17 protein-coding genes are annotated in these 18279 nt (G+C 71.7%); 6 read left to right on the top strand and 11 right to left on the bottom strand.

The genetic code is table 11. The annotated features are described in order from the left end of the window. Nucleotides 1–2 precede the first annotated feature (2 nt). A complete protein-coding gene (locus KIT14_16310) occupies nt 3–1103 on the top strand; it encodes a hypothetical protein (GenBank protein ID MCW5892088.1) in 1101 nt (366 codons plus the stop codon). A 7-nt stretch (nt 1104–1110) separates the two neighbouring features. On the opposite strand, the gene KIT14_16305 is transcribed toward KIT14_16310, so the two are convergent. The 8 genes from KIT14_16305 to KIT14_16270 all read right to left on the bottom strand — a co-directional run bounded on the left by KIT14_16305 (nt 1111) and on the right by KIT14_16270 (nt 7388). After that, on the bottom strand, nt 1111–1671 hold the full coding sequence (locus KIT14_16305) for a response regulator (GenBank protein MCW5892087.1): 561 nt from the start codon (nt 1669–1671) through the stop codon (nt 1111–1113). Continuing rightward, nucleotides 1661–3019, bottom strand: coding sequence for a HAMP domain-containing histidine kinase (locus KIT14_16300; protein MCW5892086.1), 1359 nt, complete (start codon nt 3017–3019; stop codon nt 1661–1663). The genes KIT14_16305 and KIT14_16300 overlap by 11 nt, the downstream gene beginning before the upstream one ends. A gap of 251 nt (nt 3020–3270) precedes the next feature. Beyond that, a complete protein-coding gene (locus KIT14_16295; GenBank protein ID MCW5892085.1) occupies nt 3271–3981 on the bottom strand; it encodes a prolipoprotein diacylglyceryl transferase in 711 nt (236 codons plus the stop codon). 93 nt (nt 3982–4074) lie between these two features. Next, nucleotides 4075–4590 carry a VOC family protein gene (locus KIT14_16290; protein MCW5892084.1) on the bottom strand — a complete coding sequence of 172 codons (516 nt, stop codon included), beginning with the start codon at nt 4588–4590 and terminating at the stop codon, nt 4075–4077. Nucleotides 4591–4595: 5 nt separating this feature from the next. Beyond that, nucleotides 4596–5549, bottom strand: a complete 954-nt coding sequence (locus KIT14_16285) for an SDR family NAD(P)-dependent oxidoreductase (protein ID MCW5892083.1) — start codon at nt 5547–5549, stop codon at nt 4596–4598. Beyond that, the gene (locus tag KIT14_16280; protein ID MCW5892082.1) at nt 5546–6310 is read right to left on the bottom strand and encodes a hypothetical protein; all 765 of its coding nucleotides are present in this window, start codon (nt 6308–6310) and stop codon (nt 5546–5548) included. The genes KIT14_16285 and KIT14_16280 overlap by 4 nt, the downstream gene beginning before the upstream one ends. Next, nucleotides 6274–6789: a right-handed parallel beta-helix repeat-containing protein gene (locus KIT14_16275; protein MCW5892081.1), complete on the bottom strand. Its 516-nt coding sequence runs from the start codon at nt 6787–6789 to the stop codon at nt 6274–6276. Before KIT14_16275 ends, KIT14_16280 begins: the two co-directional genes overlap by 37 nt. A 5-nt stretch (nt 6790–6794) precedes the next feature. Further along, nucleotides 6795–7388 (bottom strand): hypothetical protein, encoded by a 594-nt coding sequence (locus tag KIT14_16270; GenBank protein MCW5892080.1) that lies wholly within the window; start codon nt 7386–7388, stop codon nt 6795–6797. Here KIT14_16270 and KIT14_16265 point away from each other — a divergent pair. The 4 genes from KIT14_16265 to KIT14_16250 all read left to right on the top strand — a co-directional run bounded on the left by KIT14_16265 (nt 7387) and on the right by KIT14_16250 (nt 14344). Then, complete coding sequence (locus KIT14_16265; GenBank protein ID MCW5892079.1) at nt 7387–8397, top strand: sulfotransferase; 1011 nt, start codon at nt 7387–7389, stop codon at nt 8395–8397. The two genes, KIT14_16270 and KIT14_16265, sit on opposite strands and share 2 nt — an antisense overlap. 78 nt (nt 8398–8475) lie before the next feature. Continuing rightward, the gene (locus KIT14_16260) at nt 8476–10053 is read left to right on the top strand and encodes an efflux transporter outer membrane subunit (GenBank protein ID MCW5892078.1); all 1578 of its coding nucleotides are present in this window, start codon (nt 8476–8478) and stop codon (nt 10051–10053) included. Then, the gene (locus KIT14_16255) at nt 10038–11198 is read left to right on the top strand and encodes an efflux RND transporter periplasmic adaptor subunit (GenBank protein ID MCW5892077.1); all 1161 of its coding nucleotides are present in this window, start codon (nt 10038–10040) and stop codon (nt 11196–11198) included. Before KIT14_16260 ends, KIT14_16255 begins: the two co-directional genes overlap by 16 nt. Next, complete coding sequence (locus tag KIT14_16250; protein ID MCW5892076.1) at nt 11195–14344, top strand: multidrug efflux RND transporter permease subunit; 3150 nt, start codon at nt 11195–11197, stop codon at nt 14342–14344. Before KIT14_16255 ends, KIT14_16250 begins: the two co-directional genes overlap by 4 nt. A 76-nt stretch (nt 14345–14420) precedes the next feature. Here the strand turns inward: KIT14_16250 and KIT14_16245 are convergent, their stop codons facing one another. After that, on the bottom strand, nt 14421–14780 hold the full coding sequence (locus KIT14_16245; GenBank protein MCW5892075.1) for a hypothetical protein: 360 nt from the start codon (nt 14778–14780) through the stop codon (nt 14421–14423). Between the two features lie 690 nt (nt 14781–15470). On the opposite strand from KIT14_16245, the gene KIT14_16240 reads away from it, so the two are divergent. Further along, nucleotides 15471–16961: a metallophosphoesterase family protein gene (locus KIT14_16240; protein MCW5892074.1), complete on the top strand. Its 1491-nt coding sequence runs from the start codon at nt 15471–15473 to the stop codon at nt 16959–16961. A gap of 266 nt (nt 16962–17227) precedes the next feature. Here KIT14_16240 and KIT14_16235 read toward each other — a convergent pair whose 3' ends face one another. Continuing rightward, entirely contained in the window at nt 17228–17629 is a 402-nt protein-coding gene (locus KIT14_16235) for an SgcJ/EcaC family oxidoreductase (GenBank protein ID MCW5892073.1), read from the bottom strand. Between the two features lie 94 nt (nt 17630–17723). Beyond that, nucleotides 17724–18194: a hypothetical protein gene (locus tag KIT14_16230; protein ID MCW5892072.1), complete on the bottom strand. Its 471-nt coding sequence runs from the start codon at nt 18192–18194 to the stop codon at nt 17724–17726. Between the last annotated feature and the right edge of the window lie 85 nt (nt 18195–18279).

Here is an 18279-nt window from a genome sequence, read left to right as displayed (position 1 = left end):
AGGTGTCGGCCTCGCTGCCCCGGCTCCATCGGGCGAAGCGTTCGACCGAGCGGCGCGCGCGGCAGCCCGAGCGGCTGCGACGGATCGTCGCCGGCGGGATCCTCGCCCTCGCCACGCTCGTCGGCCGCATCCGCCCTGCCGGGGCCTGCGACATCTGCGCGGTCTACATCGCCACCGAGGTGGCCGAGGGCCGCACCGGCCTGCGGCTCGGCGTCGCCGAGCAGTACTCGCGCTTCGACCGCCTGCTCGACGACGGCGACGCGCTGTCCACCGGGGCGGGCGAGTACATCCACAGCTCGATCACCCAGTTCCTGCTCGGCTGGCAGATCACCGACCGCGTCGGCGTGCAGCTCGCCCTGCCCTTCATCTCCCGCGTCTATCGCCGCGTCGAGGACGGCGACCGCATCGTGCACGGCGACGCGACCGGCCTCGGCGACATGACCCTCATAGGCAACGTCCTCGCGTACAGCCGCGTCACCGACGCGAGCGTGCTGCGCTTCTCCGTGCTGGGCGGGATCAAGCTCCCGACCGGCGACCCGGACCTGCTCGCGGAGGAGCGAGGCGAGCCGGCCAGCGCACTGCCGGCCGCGCGGGCGCTGCGCGGCGAGACGCACCACGACGTCGGTCCGTCGCACCACGAGCCCGGGGCGATCCCGAGCGGCGTCCACGGCCACGACCTCGCGCTCGGCTCGGGCTCGTTCGACGGCATCGTCGGCGCGCTCGGCTATTGGGACCACGGCCGCGTCTTCGCCACCGCCGGCGTGCAGTATGCGATCCGCACCGAGGGCGCCTTCGACTATCGCTACGCCGACGACCTCACCTGGACGGGCGGACCCGGCTGGTACGCGCTGCTCGAGCACGAGTACACGCTCGGCCTCCAGGTGCTGCTCACCGGCGAGACCAAGGGCAAGGACACGCAGCAGGGTCGCACGCTCGACGATACCGCCCTCACCGCGCTCTTCGTCGGACCGGGCGTAGCCTTCACCTGGGGCACGTCGCTCGGCGCGGATCTGGCCCTCGACCTGCCCGTGGTCCAGCACGTCACGGCGGTGCAGATCGTGCCGTCGTTCCGCCTCCGCGGCGGCCTCACCTGGCGCTTCTGAGCCGGCGTCAGCGCCGCGTCGGGTACTTACCGAGCTTGCGCTGGAGGGAGCGGCGATGCAGGCCGAGGCGACGCGCGGCCTCGGAGATGTTGCCGCCCGAGTCGGCGAGCACGCGGTTGATGTGCTCCCATTCGACGCGGGCGAGCGACGGCACCTCCCAGTCCTCGGCCGGCGCGGAGATCGGCGCGTCGCCCGGGGAGGATCCGGCGCGGGCGAACGCGGCGAGGATGTCGTCCACGTCGGCGGGCTTCGTGAGGTAGTGCGTCGCGCCGAGGCGGAGCGCGTCGAGCGCGGTCGCGATGCTCCCGTACCCGGTCAGCACGACGACGTTGGTGGCCGCGTCGACGCTGCGCAGCTTGCGCACGAGCTCCAGCCCCGTGCCGTCGGGCAGGCGCATGTCGACGACGGCGAACTCGGGCGGGTCGGCCTCGATCGCCGCCACCGCGCCGCCCGCGTCCTCGGCGGCGCGTACGTCCCAGCCGCGATCGCGGAACGCGCGCACCAGGCGCTCGCGGTAGACGCGGTCGTCGTCGACGACCAGGATCGAGCGGGCGAGGTCAGGCGCCATGGGATCCTCCGGCCGTCGCGCCGGCGAGCGGGAGGTCGAGCGTCGCCGTCGTGCCACGGCCAGGCATCGAGTCGAGCGCGAGCCGGCCGCCGAGCCCCTCGACGAGCGTGCGCGCGAGGAAGAGACCGAGCCCCATGCCACGCCCGGCCGGCTTGGTGGTGAAGAACGGCTCGCTCGCGCGCGCGAGCACGTCGGGCGGCATGCCGACGCCGCCGTCGCGCACGACGACGCGCAGGCGATCGTCGCGGGCGGCCGGCCCGTCGCCGGAGGCGAGACCGACCTCGAGACGTACGTCGCCGCCCGCTGCGGTGGCGTCGAGCGCGTTGCGCAGGAGCGAGGTGATGGCGCCGACGAGCGCCCGCCGCGGGACGGAGGCGGCGCGCGCCAGCGGCAGGCCGTCGACGGACACGCGCCCCGTGGCGGCGGCGGGCAGCTGCCCGAGGACGTCGCGCACCAGCTCGTCCACCGACACGCGCACCGGCGCCTCGCCCGTGACCTCGCCCGCGTCCGTGGCGAGCTGATCGAGGATGGCACGGCAGCGCTCGACCTCGGCACGGATCAGCCGCGCGTCCTCGCGCAGCATCGCGCCGTCGACGTCGGGCACACGCTCGAGCGCGCGCTGCAGCTCGGTGGCGACGATGGCGATGGTGCCGAGCGGCGTCCCCAGCTCGTGCGCCGCGCCGGCGGCCAGCGTCGTCAGCGCCGCGAGCCGCTCGGTGCGCACCGCTTGCTCGCGCATGGCGGCGATCTCGTGATCGCGCGCCTCGATCGCCGCCGACAGCCGCACGACGAAGGTCGCGATCAGCGCCGCCGCGACGATGAAGGCGACCAGCATCCCCTGGAGATGCACCGAGAACGCGCCGCCATGCCCGTGCATCGCGTGCACGTCCGGGGTGGAGATGAGGAACAGCGCGGCATAGGAGGCGACCGAGAGCACGGCGAGACCGGTCGTCCAGCGTGCCCCCAGCACGACCGCCGCGAGCGTGATCTGCACCAGATAGAGGACGCTGAACGGGTTGTAGGGCCCGCCCGTCAGCTGGAGCAGCGCCGTCAGCACGAGCGTGTCGAGCACCAGCAGCGCGCCGCAGACGGCAGGCCCCACCGGACGTCCGTTGCGCACCGCATGGACCAGCGCGAGGTTCGTCGCCACCGTGACCGCGAGGAGCGTCAGCACCCCGCGCATCGACAGCTCGGCGCCCATCGCCAGCCGCCCGACGAGCACCGTCAGGACCTGGCCCCCGACGGTGCCCCAGCGCAGCCGCGCCAGCCACGGCGGGCTGACCTCGGCCCGCGCCGGCAACGGCGCACGCGGGCTCACGGCGTCCGGACTCGGAGCGACGCGGGACACGCCCGGTTCTGGCCACGCGCGCGGCGGACCTGCAAGGGCGCCCGATGCATGCCCCGCGGGGGTAGTCGCGCGCGGGCAGCGGAACAATGCGGCACATGGTCGCACCCCGCGACGCCGGTGGCCTGCGGTGCCGAGTCGCCGCCCGCACGGATGCCGCTCGCGATGATCGCCCGGCTGCCGGCGAAGACGACGCGCTGCGGGCTGCCGCAGCTGCCGCCGCCGACGGCCCCGAAGCCATCCCCCGCCGCGCGTCATGACGCGGCGTCGCGACGCCGCAGCGCCCACGCCGCCCCTGCGACGAGCACGAGCGCGCCCACCTGCGGCAGCGTCACCCAGCCGTGCGCGAGCGGGTTCGTCGTGCCGGCGTCGCGCAGCAGCTCGAGCGCGGCGCGTACGACGCCGAGCCCGAGCGCGCAGCGGGCCGCCACCCGGCCGGGCGGACCGGAGGTGCGCAGCGCGACGGCCACGAGCGCGAAGTCGGCGAACGCCGAGTAGAGCTGCAATGGATGGCGCGGCTGCGCGTCGACGCCGGGAAACACCAGCGCCCACGGGGCGTCGCTCGGCGCGCCGTAGCAGCAACCTGCGAGGAAGCAGCCGAGCCGGCCGATACCGAGCGCCAGCACGGCGGCGGGCGCGAAGGCGTCGAGCAGCGCCGCCGGCGCGGCGTGCGTCGCGCGCGCCGCCGCGACGATCGTCGCGAGTCCCGCGGCGAGGCCGCCCATCGACGCGAGCCCGCCGCCGAGCGGGTCCGCGCTGCCGCCGCGCAGGAGCCAGAAGAGCGCGCGCGAGCCGCCGAGCCCGGCCACGACCACGAGCGGCGTCAGCGCGAGAACGAGCCCCGGCCGGGCAGCGCGCCGCGCGGCGAGGACGCTCCCCGCCAGCACCGCGACGCAGACGGCGAGCGGATGGGTGGAGAGGACGACGTGCGCACCCCCGACGTGAACGTGCAGCGCAGGCCACATGCCTGCCCGCCGCAGCAAGCCGCGCGCCGTCGCGCCGTGGCCGCCGCATCACGCGCCGACGCGGGCGGCGCAACGCGGCGCCGCAACGGCGCGTTACCTGTCGCGGAAGTCGGTGACCGGGGAGCGCTGCCGCAGCGACAGGCGCTCGCGGACCTGCATCACCGCGTCGTCGGCCGTCAGCGCGCGCGACGTCCATGCGTACTCGAGCATGAGGCCGTTCGGGTCCTTGAAGTAGATCGACTGCATCCACTCGTGGTCGACGACGGGCGTGACCTTGACGCCCTTCGACAGCAGGTGGGCGCGCCTGGCGAGCAGCGCGGCCTCGGACTCGACCTCGAACGCGAAGTGGTAGAACGCCTCCGGCACGCCGAGACCGCGGTTGATGCCCGGGTCGTACTCGGGGAACCCGGGGATGCCCCCGGGCTCCATGAAGGCGATCAGCTGGCCGTCGCCGAGGTCGAAGAAGACGTGCCGGATGCGGCCGCCCTCCTCGAACTCCATCGTATCGCAGCGGACGGCGCGGAATCCGAGGACCCCCTCGTAGAAGGCGCGCGTGGCGTCCAGGTCGAGGGTGGAGAGCCCGACGTGGGAGAACCCGCGCGCCGCCACGGCCCCTATCCCTTCTTCTCCGCCTTCGCGGCGGCGGCCTTGGCGGCCGCCTCCTTCATCGCGGGCGACATCGGGATGCCGGGCACGTTCAGGTGGTCGAAGAACGCGGCGTCGAAGTTCTTCGCGATCTCGCCGGCCTCCCAACCGCCTTCCTTGAACATGGCGGCGAGCGGCTTCGGCGTCTGGAAGAGCGTGTAGGCGAAGCCGCGGCGGCCGAAGACCTGGCCGTTCACGTGCTTCGCCTGTTCCGACCCGAGGTACGCGACGATCGGCCCGTTGAGATCGGGGTTCATCTCCGGCGGGACCGGACGGCCCTCCATGCCGGGGATCTGGCCGACCATGCGGGTCATGCCCGCGGGCGCCATCGCGTTGGCGGTGATCGAGTACTTGCCCTCGGCGTTGCCCTTCATGTGCTCGACCGCGATCACGAACGTGAGCCCCATGAGACCGGCCTTGGCGGCGCCGTAGTTCGCCTGGCCGAAGTTGCCGCGCAGGCCGGCGCTGGAGACGATGTTGATGATGCGCCCGTACTTCTGCTCACGCATCACCGGCAGCGCGTGCCGGCAGCAGTTGAAGCCGCCGTAGAGGTGCACCTTGAGGACGTCGTCGAAGTCCTCCCAGCTCATGTTGACGAGCTGCTTGTCGCGCAGGATGCCGGCGTTGTTGACGAGGATGTCGCAGCGGCCCCACTTGTCGAGCGCCGTCTTGACGATGTTCCCGGCGCTCTCGTACTCGGCGACGCTGTCGTAGTTCGGGGCCGCCTCGCTGCCGAGCTCCGCGATCTCCTTGCAGACGACGGCCGCCGGATCGGCGTCGGTGCCACGGCCGTCGGTGCCGCAGCCGATGTCGTTCACGACCACCTTCGCGCCTTCGCGCGCCAGCGCCAGCGCGATGCCGCGGCCGATGCCGCGTCCCGCACCCGTAACGACCGCGACCTTGCCTTCGAGAAGCTTGCTCATCCGGACCCTCCGAGAACGTTCGAGTGTGAAGGTCCGGCGGCTAACACGGGCTCGTTTCGACGGTCAAGCGAACGCTCGATCGTAGGCGTCAACGGCATGGCGCCTGGTGCAGCGCCTTGCGCACGCAGCGGCGCCAGTGCCGGCGGCCCTTCCGCGGCAGCCCGTCGGGATCGTCCGCCGTCGGCTTCACGAGGAAGTGGCAGTCGCAGGACTGCTGCGGAGAGCAGCCTTGGCATCGACCACGCGTTCCACCACCACGCACTCGGGCACTTCCCGGGAATCGAGGGTGTCCGCACAGCGATCGCGCCAATTGACGAAGCCGTCGCCGTCGTCGTCGTCGCCGAACGAACCGCCGATGGCGCGGACCCGCGGATCGGGTCGCAGGCGTCGTCGATGCCGTCGCCCACGGTCGGGCTCTCGGGATCGGTCGGGTCGAGCGGGTCGTCGTCGCGACCGAGGTTCTTCACCTCCGGGCACGAATCGTCGCGGTCCGGCACGCCGTCGCCGTCGAGCAGGAACTCGAGCGCGCCCAGATCGCACGCGGTGTCGCCGCTGGCCTCGTGCACCCGGGTGCCTTTGCGCTGATCCAGCACCTCGCAGGAGGCGGGGTCGCCGCGGCCGATCGCCGGCCTCTTGTTCGCCGGCACGGCCGGATCGTCGACCAGCGGATGCGCCGGCGGCCGGCCGGCGAGATCGGCGAGCTTCGTGCCGCCGTCGGCGGCCTTCACGCCGAGGACGGTGCATGTGCCGCGCGTCTGCACCAGGTTGGGCGCGAATGCCGTGAGCGTGCCTGCACAATCGTCGGGCTGGTTGTCGACGAGCAGCGTGTTGCCGACGGCGACGCCGGTGGCCGTCGCGGCGGCGAAGAGCCCGCCGCCCGTGCCGGCCGGGGCCTTGTTGCGGGTGATGGTGACGTTGTTGAGACGCGCCGGCGGGGCCCGTCGAGAGCGATGCCGCCTCCGCGTCCCGCGGTCGCCTCGTTGCCGCTGATCGTCGTGTTCCGCGCGACGATCCCTCGGCCGGTGACGAAGATGCCGCCGCCGTCGACCGCGGCCTCGTTGCCGACGACCGCGCTGCGTTCCAGCTGGACCGTCGCCTCCCGGCTCGTGCCGATACCACCGCCGACCGACCCCGCGGCGACGTTGGCCTCGACCGTGCCGTCGACCAGCAGCAGCGCACCGCCGTCGAGGCCGATGCCGCCGCTGCTGGAGGTGGCTGCCGCGTTGGACTCGACGAGCACGCCGATCAGCTCGAGGCGGGTCCCCGCACGCGTACAGACCGCGCCCCCTCACCGCTGCACGGGCTCCCCGCCTGGGTCTCCGTGAGACCGTTGCGCAGTACGACGTTCTCGATGCGTAGCGTTCCCGACAACACCTCCAGGAGCCGCATCCGGTCGCCGCCGTCGATGGTCGCGCCGGGGAGGCCTGCACGGATCGTGAGGTCGTGGGCGACGTCGAGATCGCCGACCTCGTTGCCATCCTCGGCCGCGCCGGTCCGCTCCAACCTCGCGCCGACCACACGGAGCACCACGACGTCGGGATCCTCGTTGGCGACCGTGACCACCGCCCGCAGGGTACAGCGCGTCGAGGCCCCCTCGCGGCAGGCGTCGACGGCCTCGCCCAGGGCGTCACTCGGATCGCCGACGACGATCTCGCGCGCGCCGGCCGGACGGACAACGAGCAACATCACCACCACGAAGAACCCGAGTGGGGTGGGCCAATACATGGCCATGCATCCACAGATCGACGCCATGCGTGCAAGTCGAATCGCAATGACGGCAGCCCCCGCGCCCTGCTGGTGGACACCCAGCCGCCCCCCCGGCACATTGGCACCTGCCATGCAGGACCGGCTCATCTTCCTGATCGGCGCCCCCCGTTCGGGGACGACGCTGCTCGCGCGCATGCTCTCGGCCCATTCGCTGATCTACGGGCGGGCCGAGCCCCACCTCATCACGCCGATCGCGCACCTCGGCTTCTACGGCAACGTGCAGAAGGCGCCGTACGATCCCTTCAACGCCGAGCAGGCCATCAAGGAGATCGTCGACGAGATCCCCCGCGGCGAGCAGGGCTACCTCGACGCCCTACGGGCCTACACCGACTCGCTGTATGCACAGATGATGGAGACGGCGCCGGCCGGTAAGCGCTTCTTCCTCGACAAGACACCGGCCTACGGCCTCGTCCTGCCCTTCCTCGCGAAGCTCTACCCGCACGCGAAGTACGTCGTCCTGACGCGCCACCCGCTCGCGGTTCTGTCCTCGTACGTCGAGTCGTTCTTCGACGGCGACTATCACGCCGCGCTCGCGCACAACCCGATCCTCCAGCGCTACGTGCCGGCGCTCGCCGCCTTCGTACGCGACCAGCCCGTGCCGCTCGTGTGGGTGAAGTACGAGGAGCTGGTGAAGGACCCCGAGACCCACTTCCGCCGCGTCTGCGACTACCTGGGCGTGCCGTTCGAGGAGAAGGCGATCAGCTACGGCGAGAGCGGCGAGGCGTTCAAAGGCCTCGGCGACCCCGTCGGCGTGCAGCAGCACTCGCGTCCAGTGACGTCCTCGGTATCGAAGTGGGCGGCCGAGATCGCCTCCAACCCGCAGACGCTGGCGCTGGTCTCGCAGGTGCTCGAGCAGCTCGATCCGGTCGATCTCGAGACGCTCGGCTATGCGCGCGAGAAGATCGTCGCGCAGCTGGCCGCTGCCGCCGGCTCGCCGGCGCCGGTGCGCGCCAAGGCGCCGCTCCGCTACCGCATGGAGCGCAAGGTGCTGGTGGCGCTGCGGCGGAACATCCACCACAACGCGCTCGGCCGGCAGCTGAAGCGACTGCGGTTCGCCCTCGACGTCGTCCTCCGCGAGTAGCCCCTTCCCTTCACCCTGACCGTCCCATATGTCCGGCCTCGGCGCATGCGAGGCGGGCAGCGAAGAGCACGCGGAACGGTGCTCACGGCCGTCGCCATGGCGCTCGCGACGATGGGAGTCTCGGGCTGCATGGTCGGACCGGACTACCTCCGCCCGACGGCCCCGGTGGCCGACGACTGGATCGACGACGGCCCCGCCGTTCGCCACGATCCCACGCGGGCGGAGCTGTGGTGGGAGGTCTTCCAGGACCCGATCCTGAACGACCTGATCGTCCGCGCCGTCGCCAACAACCGCTCGTTGCGCGCCGCCGCGCTCCGCGTGGTCCAGTCGCAGGCCCAGCGCGGCATCGCCATCGGCGGCCTCTATCCACAGACGCAGGAGCTGAACGGCGGCTATCAACGCCAGGTCCTCAGCCGCAACGCCTTCGGGTTCGGCAGCACGCCCGGCATCGACAACAACATCGACGTCTGGAACCTCGGCTTCGACGCGGCCTGGGAGGTGGACCTGTGGGGCCGGTTCCGCCGCGGCATCGAGGCCGCCGACGCCGAGCTGCTCGCGACCCTCGCCGACTACGACGACGCCCTCGTGAGCCTCCTCGGCGACGTCGCCGCCACCTACGTGCAGCTGCGCCTCGCCGACGACCGCCTCGCCATCGCGCGCGCCAACGTGGCCGTGCAGCAGGACGCGCTCGACATCGCGCGCATCCGCTTCGAGGCCGGCGGCACCTCGGAGCTCGACGTCCAGCAGGCGACGAACCTCCTGCGCGACACCGAGGCCACGATCCCGCAGTTCCAGGTGCTCCGCCGCCAGGCCGAGGATGCGCTCTGCGCGCTCGTCGGCCTTCCGCCCGGCGAGCTCGCCGACATCCTCGAGCCCGGCCCGATCCCGAGCGTGCCGCCGACGATCGCGGTCGGCATCCCGAGCGAGCTGCTCCAGCGCCGGCCGGACATCCGCCGAGCCGAGCGCCAGCTCGCCGCCGCGAGCGCGAACATCGGCGTCGCCAAGGCCGACCTGTTCCCACGCCTCTCGCTGAGCGGCAGCGTCGGCCTCAGCGCCGAGCAGGCGGCCGAGCTGTTCGCCGGCCGCTCGTTCGCGGCCGTGGGCGGCCCGACGTTCGAGTGGCCGATCTTCAACTACGGCCGCCTGATCAACAACGTCCGCGCCCAGGACGCGGCGTTCCAGGCGCTGGTCGCGGTGTACGAGGACACGGTGCTGCGCGCGCAGCAGGAGGTCGAGGACGCGCTCATCGGCTACGTGCGCGGCGCCGCCGCGGTGGCGATCCTCGAGCGCAGCGTCACGGCGGCGAACCGCGCCGTCGAGCTGTCGATCATCCAGTATCGCGAGGGCGCCACGGACTACACGCGCGTCCTCGACACGCAGCAGGCGAAACTGACGTCCGACGATCGCCTGGCCAACCAGCGCGGCACCCTGACGCTCGCGGTGGTCAATCTGTACAAGGCGCTGGGCGGCGGCTGGCAGCAGCGTGAAGGCCGCCCGCTGATCCCGGAGGAGACGAAGGACGCCATGCGCGCACGCACGTGGTACGGGAGCATGCTCGACCCCGCGGAGCAGGAGGCGGACGTCGACCAGGCGGAGCGCGACCTCGAGCCCGACCGCCCCTGGTCCGACTTCCGGTGGTGGTGGCCGCAGTGGTAGCGCGCGGGCTCGTCGCGCTCGTGCTGCTGCTCGCGGCGGCGTGCGGCGGCGGCAACCAGTACGCGCCCCCGCCCCCGCCGGAGGTCGAGGTCGGCCTGCCCGTCGCCCAGGAGGTGACGACGTGGTCCGAGTTCACCGGCCACACGGTCGCGATCGCCTCGGTCGAGCTGCGCGCGCGCGTCGCCGGCTTCCTCGACAGCATCAACTTCACGCCCGGCACCGAGGTGAAGAAGGGCGACCTCCTCTTCGTCATCGAGCCCCAGCTCTACGAGGCGCGGGTCGCCGAAGCGCGCGCCGTCCTCGCCGGCATGGAGGCGCAGGCGAAGGCGGCGCAGGAGCAGCTCGACATCACCCAGAATATCTTCGAGCGCAACGCCGGCAGCCGGACCGACCTCGTCCAGAAGACGCAGGCGCGCGACCTCGCCGTCGCCAACGCCGCCCAGGCCAAGGCGACGCTCGCCGCCGCGCAGCTGAACCTCGACTACACCCACGTCCACGCGCCCATCGGCGGGCTCATCGACCGCAACTACGTCGACGTCGCCAACCTCGTCGGCGCCGGCGAGGCCACCGCCCTCGCGACCATCGTGACGCAGGACCCGATCTACGCCTACTTCGAGGTGAGCGAGCGCGACCTCCTCGAGTACCGCGACCTCGAGCGCCGCGGCCTCACCGCCGTTCCCGAAGGCACGCGCAACCCGGCCTACCTCGGCCTCCTCACCGACGACGGCTTCCCGCACCAGGGCACGCTCGACTACAGCTCGAACCGCGTCGATCCGAGCACCGGCACGTTCGAGCTGCGCGCCGTCTTCCCGAACCCGAACCGGCAGATCGTCCCCGGCCTCTTCGTGCGCGTCCGCCTGCCGCGGACCCGGGCCCACGCCCTGCTCGTGCCCGACGCCGCGCTCGGCGCCGATCTGGGCGGCCCCTTCCTCCTCACGGTCGACGGCGAGGACATCGTGCAGTTCAAGCGCGTCCGCACCGGCACGCTCGTCGGCCAGCTGCGCATCATCGAGGAGGGCATCGAGCCCACCGACCGCGTGGTCGTGAACGGCCTCCAGCGCGCCCGCGCCGGCGCGCCGGTGAAGCCGAAGCTGGTCGCCATCGAGGCGCCGCCGCCGGTCGACCCGACCCAAGCCACACGATGATCTCCCGCTTCTTCATCGACCGTCCGATCTTCGCGAACGTCATCGCGATCGTGACGATCATCTTCGGCCTCGTGACGCTGCGCACGCTGCCGATCGAGCAGTACCCGGAGATCACGCCGCCCACGGTGCAGGTGTCGACGACGTATCCCGGCGCCAACGCCCAGGTCGTCGCCGACACGGTCGCCGCGCCGATCGAGCAGCAGGTGAACGGCGTCGAGGGCATGCTCTACATGTCCTCGGTCAGCGCCAGCGACGGCTCGTACAATCTGACGGTCACGTTCGACGTCGGCGTCGACCTCGACATCGCCCAGGTGCTGGTCCAGAACCGCGTCGCCATCGCCGAGCCGCTGCTGCCCGACGACGTGCAGCGCCAGGGCATCGTCACGCAGAAGCAGTCGACGAACATCATCCAGTTCGTCGTGCTGACCTCGCCCGACGACCGCTACGACGCGCTCTTCCTGTCGAACTTCGCGACGCTGCGCGTGCGCGACGTGCTCTCGCGCGTGCCCGGCGTCGGCGCGGTCAACGTCTTCGGCGCGGCGCAGTACAGCATGCGCGTCTGGCTCGACCCGCAGCAGCTGAAGTCGCGCACGCTCACCACCGGCGACGTCATCGCCGCCATCCAGGAGCAGAACGTCCAGGTGCCTGCCGGCCAGGTCGGCGCGCCGCCCGCCCCGGACACGCAGACCTTCCAGTTCGTCGTCAACGTCCTCGGCCGCCTCGAGAGCACGAAGCAGTTCGAGGACATCATCGTGAAGACGGACGGCGACCGCATCACGCGCCTGCGCGACATCGCCCGGGTCGAGCTGGGCGGCCAGACGTACGACACGTTCTTCGAGAAGAACGGCAAGCCCGCCGCCGGCATCGCCATCTTCCAGCTCCCGGGCGCCAACGCGCTCGACGTCGCCACGCGCATCCGCGCCGCGATGGCCGACATGCAGAAGAGCTTCCCCGACGGCCTCGTCTACGACATCCCGTTCGACACCACGCTCTTCGTCTCGCAGGCGATCCACGAGGTGTACCGGACGCTGGTCGAGGCCGGCATCCTCGTCCTGATCGTCATCCTCATCTTCCTCCAGGACTGGCGCGCGGTGCTGGTGCCGGCGACGACCGTCCCGGTCACCATCATCGGCGCGTTCGCCGGCCTCGCCGCCTTCGGCTTCACGGTGAACCTGCTGACGCTGTTCGGGCTGGTCCTCGCCATCGGCATCGTCGTCGACGACGCCATCGTCATCGTCGAGAACGCGTCGCACCACATCGAGGCCGACGGCGTGTCGCCGCGCGAGGCCACCATCCGCGCCATGGACGAGGTGACCGGCCCGGTCATGGGCATCACCTTCGTGCTGATGGCAGTGTTCCTGCCCGCGACGTTCCTCGGCGGCATCACCGGGCAGCTCTACCGGCAGTTCGCCATGACGATCGCAATCACCGCGATCATCAGCGCCGTCAACGCCCTCACGCTGAAACCCGCGCAGTGCGCCGTCTACCTGCGCCCGACCGCCGGCAAGAAGAAGAACGCGTTTTTCCGCGCCTTCAACCGCGTCTACGCGCGCGTCGAGGATCGCTACGTGCGGCTCGTCGAGTACCTCGTCGCGCACACGCGGCTGGTGATGCTCGCGTTTCTCGTCCTGCTCGGCGTCACGCTGTGGGGCTTCCGCGGGCTGCCGACCGGGTTCCTGCCGGTCGAAGACCAGGGCTACGTCATCTCGGGCATCCAGCTCCCCGACGCCGCCTCCCAGGCGCGCACGCACGCCGCGACGCGCAAGATGAACGACATCCTCGCCAACACGAAGGGCGTCGTGAACTGGAACATCGTCGGCGGCCGCTCGATCCTCGACAACGCCACGGCGTCCAACGCGGCCGCCATCTACATCGTCTTCGCCCCCTGGGAGGAGCGGACCGACCCCGCGCTGAGCCAGGACGCGATCGTGGGCCACCTGCGCCACGAGTTCGCCAAGATCGAGGACGGCATCACGTTCGTGTTCCCGCCGCCTTCGATCCGCGGCCTCGGCACGGCGGGCGGCTTCCAGCTCCAGCTCGAGGATCGCGGCGGCGTCGGCCTCATGGCGCTGCAGCAGATGACCGACGAGATGGTCCGCGACGGGCATACGCAGACCAGCCTGGCGGCGCTCAACTCGACCTTCCGCGCCGCCGTGCCGCAGATCTTCGCCGACGTCGACCGCGTGAAGGCCAAGTCGATCGGCGTACCGCTGACGTCGGTGTTCAACACGCTCCAGACCTATCTCGGCTCGGCGTACGTCAACGACTTCAACCTCTACGACCGCACCTATCAGGTGCGCGTGCAGGCGGCGCCGCAGTACCGCCTGCACGCCGGGGACATCCGTCGTCTCGAGGTCCGCAACGACACCGGCCAGATGCTGCCGCTCGGCACGCTGGTCGACGTGCGCGACACGGTCGGCCCGCAGATCCTCACCCGCTACAACCTCTACCCTTCGGCGGCGATCACCGGCGAGGCGGCGCCGGGCTACAGCTCGGGCCAGGCGCTCGAGCTGATGGAGGAGATGGCTGCCGCGAAGCTGCCCAGGGAGATGGGCATCGAGTGGACGGGCATCTCGTTCCAGGAGAAGCGCGTCGGCGGCGAGGCGACGATGATCTTCGCCCTCGCCGTCCTGCTCGTCTTCCTCGTGCTGGCGGCCCAGTACGAGAGCTGGACCAGCCCCGCCGCGGTCGTGCTGGTCGTGCCGCTCGCGCTCCTCGGCACGGTCATCGCGGTTGCGCTGCGCGGCATGGACAACAACGTCTACACGCAGATCGGCGTCGTCCTCCTGATCGCGCTGGCGAGCAAGAACGCCATCCTCATCGTCGAGTTCGCGCGCGAGCACCGCGCCAAGGGGCTGTCGGTGGTCGAGGCGACGATCGAGGCGGCGCGTCTGCGCTTCCGCCCCATCCTGATGACGTCGTTCGCGTTCATCCTCGGCGTCTATCCGCTGGTGATCGCGTCGGGGGCGGGCGCAGCCAGCCGCCGGGCGCTCGGCACGGCCGTGTTCGGCGGCATGATCACGTCGACGCTGCTGTCGGTGGTGTTCGTGCCGGTGTTCTACGTCGTCTGCCAGAACGCCAGCGAGCGCTGGGCGGCGCGCAAGGCGGCGCGCGCGGCCGGAGGCGATCCGGCGCCCGCCGCGTAGGCGCGCGGCGCGCAGCAGCACGCCGCCGCTTGCAGCGGTTCGCGACTCCACATCGTCGACCGCGGGGCTTCGAACCTCAGCGGATCGACGTGCAGCGCCCGGCCGTCACGTCGCAGAACTCGCCGCGGATCGCCTTCGGGCTCCCCTTCACGGTGACGGTGCAGAACCGCACGCCGCCGCCGACGGCGTTGCTCTGGAATCCGCAGTGGGTGTTCGGCGCCAGCGGGGCGCAGGTCGTACTGACCTCGGGGAAGGACGAGCCGCTCTTCATGATGGAGACGGTCACCTCGGCGAGGTCCTTGGGGTTGATGTTGGCGACGAGGCACGAGTCGGTGGTGCCGTTGACCATACCCATGGGGCCCGAGCCGAGGAGAGCCGCGGCGTGGGCGGTGGTGCCGAGCGCGAGCGAGAGGACGAGGGTGGGGAGGATGCGCATGGGACTCTTTCGTTCCTTCCTGGTGGCTGACGTGGGACGGGCCGCCCGGGCGGCCCGGAGAGGACCGGAGAGGGACCGCCGATCGACCCAGGCCGTTTCCGGCCGGCCATGCCGCTACCACGAGAGCGAGCCTGCGGCCAAGCTTGATGTGTGGCTGGCACCGCCTTTTGCCTGCACCGCTCGACAGGTCTGCGGCTGCGAAAGACCTCGCGTCGGGCGTCACAGGTAACCGCAGGGACGACGCGGCACGGCTGGTGCGAGAAGCGCACAGGGATCGCCGTGCGGACGATCACCCGCGCGCGCGCCGACGCCCCATCGCGGAAGCCTCGCCGAGACGAGTCGGGCTGAGACGACCGCCGGCAGCACTCGAGCTTCTGGGGCGACCGATGCGCTCGAAGGCGTTGACCGATCCGCCGGTCTCCGAGGTCGAGCGTGACGCTCCGGCCGACCGTCCCCGCGTCGAGCACGCGGATGGACTCGCGCCCCCACCCCGTGTCGACGCCCTCGGGTGAGCGTCGCGTGGGCCGCCAGGCGACGCCTCCGCGACACCGGCGTGAAGAATCACCGAATCGCGCGCGGGCGCATTGACCCCTTGGGGATGGCCGGGGCACTCCATGCGGCCCATGCACGCCGTAGCCCCACACGCCGCCCACGCCACGACGCCCGATCGGCGCCCCGGAGGTCACCGCGATGCCGGGCTGTGACTTCACCCGCCGCCACTTCCTGCGCTGGACCGCCGTCGCGGCCGCGTCGCCGCTCTTCACGCGCCGCCTCTTCGACAACGGCGTCGCCGCCGCGCGCAGCCGGCGCGGGCCCATCTCGGCGGTCAACCTCGAGCTCGTCACCCTCACCGAGCAGCGGGCGATCATCACCTGGTACACCGGCTACACCGGCACCGACGACGGGCTCGGGCGCATGGAGCCCGCGCCGGCCGACGGGGTCGTCTACTGGGGCACCGATCCGCAGCGGCTGACGCGCATCGCCGTCGATCGCTGGCGCGACACGCCGTACCACTACGTCGAGCTCCGTGGGCTCGAGCCGGGCGAGACCTACTACTATCAGGCGCGCTCCAACGATCTCCCCGCGACGCCGACGCCCTTCACGCTGATCGCCGGCAACGCGGTCGGCACGTCCGGCTACGGACTCACGACGGGCGGCCCGTACGCCTTCACCGCGCCGCAGCCGCCGCCCGGGCGCTTCCTCTTCTCCGTCGCGCTCTGCAACGACCTGCACGTCGGCGAGACGACCGCGGGGCTCGTCGGCGGCACGCCGATCACCGGCATCCAGCAGGAGCCAGGGCTGCCGCCCTATCCCGAGGTCATGCTCCGGGCCCTGGTCCACGACGCCACCCGTCTCGGCGCGTCGTTCCTGCTCGCGGCGGGCGACATCACCGCCGAGGCCGCCCCGGTCGATCTCAGCCGTGCCGGCAAGCTTCTCCGGCGCTTCGGCCGCTACCGCCGCCACTGGTTCGTCACGCGCGGCAACCACGACCGCGCGCACGACGGCGAGGAGTATGCGGCCTGCCGCATCGGCCGGTGGCAGGGTCACGACTGCTTCCAGGACCGGTTCTTCCCCGCCGGCGAGCCCGGGTACTTCGCCCGCGAGCTCCAGGGGCTCCGCATCCTCGGGCTCGACACCTACGACAAGCCCGGCCGGGGCAACGACGCGGGCGCGCTCTCGGGCGAACAGCTCGCCTGGTTCCGCGACGAGCTCGGACGGGCGCGCGACCAGCCGACGATCGTCTTCGGCCACCACCCGCTCATCGTGGAGCAGTCGCCGTTCCCCACCTCGGCGAGCAACACGCTCGAGCCGGCGCAGGTGGCCACGCTCCTCTCCGACTACGCCGGCACGCCCGGACTCTTCCTGCACCATGCCGGCCACACGCATCGCAACAAGCGCACGATCAGCGCCGCGGCGCCGAACGTCACCATGCAGGAGGTGGCGGCGTGCAAGGAGTACCCGGGAGGCTTCTCGCTGCTGCGGCTCTACACCGGCGGCTTTGCCATGAACTTCCACAAGACGCGCAGCCGCCTCGCGCGACGGTGGAGCGAGCGCAGCCGGCAGGAGATCCTCGGCTTGTGGCCGCAGTTCTCGCTCGGGGCGAGCGTGTCGGATCGCAACACGGTCGTGGCGCGGGACCTGTCCGGGCTGACGCCGGTGCCGGGCGCGAAGATGCGTTGAGCCGCGGGGTGCCGAGACGCCGCGCGCACCCGAGTCGTCGGGATTCCGCGGCGGTCACTGCGCGCGCCGACCGCCGGGCGGGCTGCGCGCATGCGCAGCGATCGATGCGATACCGTGGCCAGGGCGAGTCCCGTTCATTGCTCGCGCCGATGCCTCACGGCTAGGCGCCGCGCCGGGGACTGTCAATGCTCCCCAGGTGCGGGATGACTCGGGGGGCGGCACGTGCCGCGCCGGCGCGGCACGACGGCGTCGGCCGAAGCGCGCCGCTACGATCTCGGCTCCGTGACTGGAGCCAAGGTGTGGGCATCGCGGGCGAGGAGCCAGCGGCCGTCGGCCTGCTTTCTATAGATCGTCAGGCGATGGCCGGCGAGACGCGTCGCTTCTCCGCCGGTGCGCGGCGTCACGGACAATGCGTCCCGGCTCCACGCGTACGCGACCGCGCCAACGATCGCGACGTCTTCCAGCTCGCTGGTGCAACGGATCAGCACCTGTCTGTGAGCGGCCGAGAAGTTGGCGGAGAACCCCTCCCGGCCGAGCGGCTCCTCCCCCGGATTCAGCAACACGACGTCGCCGGTCATCAGGCCGAGCAATGGGGCGAGATCGCCCGCGTTGACCGCGGCGATCCAGGTGGAGTGCAGGTCGCGGATATCGCGCTCGTCGGCGTTCATCGGGTGGCCTCCGTCGGTAGAGACGATGTGCAGAAGGCGAGCTCGTCGAGAGATCTGTCGAGCCGGCTACGCGATCGAGGTGTACGCAGCCAGCCTAGAGCATACCGAGGCGCTGCACTCGATCATCGGCGCGGGTGTCGGCTACCGCTCCGGGGGAGACGATGGCAACGGACCGACCTCGCCGGATACCGACCAGCCCACTCGACTGGCGGCTACACGGTGCGGGAACGGACGGCTGTCTCGCCGCGCTCAGGAAGCGCGGACGGCTGCCCGCGCCGTCCGGTCGCCCGTGCGCACGTCGGGCGCCGGGCGTGCGCTGCCAGAAGTAGCTCCAGACGTCGTTCGTCGAGAACGGGCTGCGGTAGGAGCCGGCGGTGCCGCCGGCCGTGCGGTGGCGCTGCCAGTCCTCCCACCCCCGTGTGTTCGGACAGTCGAAGCAGACCTGCGTGCGTTCCGCCGGTGTGCCGGTGCGCGCCTGGAAGAAGCGGCGCGCAGCGCGATAGCGTGGGCCGTTCCAGACGGCGAGGAGGCTCTCCGCGGGCGCCGCGGGATCGATCCGGCCCATGTCGTCGTCGGGATTAGAAGGTGCCGTTTGCAGGGCGCGACGCCGCCGTCGGCCGTGATCGTCGCCGTCGACCAGAGGACGTGGC

Source organism: bacterium, assembly GCA_026129405.1.
In the GTDB taxonomy this organism is placed as follows: domain Bacteria; phylum Desulfobacterota; class Binatia; order DP-6; family DP-6; genus JAHCID01.
Note: the sequence above shows the minus strand (reverse complement) of the source record. Positions and strands in the feature narration are given on the sequence as shown.

Excerpts from the sequence above, each read along its gene's own strand:
- KIT14_16305 (MCW5892087.1), bottom strand. The coding sequence starts at position 1,671 with ATGGCGCCTGACCTCGCCCGCTCGATCCTGGTCGTCGACGACGACCGC.
- KIT14_16295 (MCW5892085.1), bottom strand. The coding sequence starts at position 3,981 with ATGTGGCCTGCGCTGCACGTTCACGTCGGGGGTGCGCACGTCGTCCTC.
- KIT14_16285 (MCW5892083.1), bottom strand. The coding sequence starts at position 5,549 with ATGAGCAAGCTTCTCGAAGGCAAGGTCGCGGTCGTTACGGGTGCGGGA.
- KIT14_16265 (MCW5892079.1), top strand. The coding sequence starts at position 7,387 with ATGCAGGACCGGCTCATCTTCCTGATCGGCGCCCCCCGTTCGGGGACG.
- KIT14_16270 (MCW5892080.1), bottom strand. The coding sequence starts at position 7,388 with ATGGCAGGTGCCAATGTGCCGGGGGGGCGGCTGGGTGTCCACCAGCAG.
- KIT14_16250 (MCW5892076.1), top strand. The coding sequence starts at position 11,195 with ATGATCTCCCGCTTCTTCATCGACCGTCCGATCTTCGCGAACGTCATC.
- KIT14_16245 (MCW5892075.1), bottom strand. The coding sequence starts at position 14,780 with ATGCGCATCCTCCCCACCCTCGTCCTCTCGCTCGCGCTCGGCACCACC.
- KIT14_16240 (MCW5892074.1), top strand. The coding sequence starts at position 15,471 with ATGCCGGGCTGTGACTTCACCCGCCGCCACTTCCTGCGCTGGACCGCC.
- KIT14_16235 (MCW5892073.1), bottom strand. The coding sequence starts at position 17,629 with ATGAACGCCGACGAGCGCGATATCCGCGACCTGCACTCCACCTGGATC.
- KIT14_16230 (MCW5892072.1), bottom strand. The coding sequence starts at position 18,194 with ATGGGCCGGATCGATCCCGCGGCGCCCGCGGAGAGCCTCCTCGCCGTC.